Annotated in this window: 1 protein-coding gene and 1 pseudogene; both read right to left on the reverse strand. The window is 59.3% G+C overall.

Annotation, left to right across the window (positions count from 1 at the left end):
* Positions 1-259, reverse strand: a pseudogene (locus ACXJ7R_RS31935) (carbohydrate ABC transporter permease); the annotation flags it as partial.
* Between the two features lies 1 nt (position 260).
* Positions 261-1,511 carry an extracellular solute-binding protein gene (locus ACXJ7R_RS31940; protein ID WP_457155289.1) on the reverse strand — a complete coding sequence of 417 codons (1,251 nt, stop codon included), beginning with the start codon at positions 1,509-1,511 and terminating at the stop codon, positions 261-263.
* Between the last annotated feature and the right edge of the window lie 149 nt (positions 1,512-1,660).

Here is a 1,660-nt window from a genome sequence, read left to right on the forward strand (position 1 = left end):
CGATGATGTTGTGCTTCAGCGCATTGTAGGTCCAGTCGCTGTACGGCGTCTCGAACAATACCTTGCGGAAGTTCTCGAAGCCGACGAAGCCGGTGGGCTGCAAGCCGTTGAACTCATAGAAGGCAAGGCGGAAGGCCGACAGCAGGGGCCAGAGTACGAACAGCACCATGACCACCAGAGCCGGCGTCAGCAGTGATGCGATCCAGAGTGACCGGCGCCACGGGAAGGCTTTTGCAGTGTGGCGCCGGCCGTTGTTCATTTCACTTGCCCTGGAAAGGCTTGTACCACTTGGCGAGCCCGTTGGTCAGGTCGGCGGCCAACTGGTCCGGGGTGATCGAACCCGACATCATCTTGGTGATGTCGCCCTGCAGCAGCTCCGATCCCGTCGGCTTCTCGAAACGGAAGTAGACGACATTGATATGCGGCATGGCCGTCTCGTTCAACTTGGCGACGTGGGCGAGCAGTTCGTCCTTGATGACGACGCCTTTGATGGGCGAGATGTTGCCGAGCAAGGCCGAGAACTTGTCGCCGAACTCCTTGGTGCCCATCCAGTTGACCAGCTTGAGCGCGGCCTCCTTGTTGGCCGACTTGGCATTGACGGCATAACCGCCGTCGAAGAATTTGGTCACTTGTGGCGTGTCGCCGGCCTTGGCCATTGGTGGGGCAACGAAGTCCATGTTGATCGCCGGGTTCTGGGTCCTGTAGGTGGCGATATCAAAGCTGCCGCCGGCCAGCATCGCCGCCTTGCCGCTGATGAACAGCTGGCCCGCGGTTTCATAGTCTATGCCTTCGAAACCGGGAGGCATGTAGTCGCGCAGCTCGAGCAGCTTGCCGAGTGCAGCGACATAGCGCGGGTCCTTGAAGGTAGTCTTGCCCGAAGTCAGGTCGGTGACAAAGTCCTGGCCGAGGAAGGGGTTGGTGAAGATAGCCACGAACATCTCGTTGAACCAGCTTGTGCCCATGCCGTTGGCCAGGGGATAGATGCCCTTTTCCTTGAGCGCCTTGCTGACGGTGATGAACTCATCCCATGTAGTCGGCGGGGTCAGCCCGGCCTTGGCGAAGACATCCTTGTTGATGAACAGACCGAGCGTCTGCGAGGCGAAGGGCAGGGAATAGACCTTCTTGTCGGCGCGGTAGGTGCCGGCCACCAGTGCATCGGCGGGCTGGTTGGCGAGCGAGGGCACGGTGGTCATGTCCTGCGGCTCGAAATAGCCGGCCTTCACGAACTGCTCCAGCCAGCCATAAGCGTGGGTGTGGATGACGTCACCGCCCTTGCCGGCCGCCAGCGCCGTCGAGACGATCGTCGGATAGTTCTCGTCCGGGAAGGACTCGAACTTCACATGGATGTCCGGGTTGGCCTTGGTGAAATCGGCGAAAAGTTCGTTGTAGGCGGCCTTGTCTTCCTGGCGCCACGTCCAGAACGAGATGTCGGTAGCATGCGCCACGCTTGCTGCGAGTCCCCATGCGAAAGACGCGGCCGCGAGGGCCAGGCCAATCCTTCTCCTGCTCATGTTGCAATCTCCCAATGCGCTTGATGCGCTTTTTACGACGATTATCAAATCATAGTTCTTGCCGTCTGGAAAGATAGTTTGTAAAGTTTCCTAACTAATATGGATTGGACGCGGCAACCCGCTTCGTCCGGCTTGTGCGGTGGATGTCG

It is taken from the genome of Mesorhizobium sp. P5_C1 (assembly GCF_054049815.1).

Coding starts and splice junctions, on each gene's coding strand:
- ACXJ7R_RS31940 (WP_457155289.1), bottom strand. CDS start 1,511: ATGAGCAGGAGAAGGATTGGCCTGGCCCTCGCGGCCGCGTCTTTCGCA.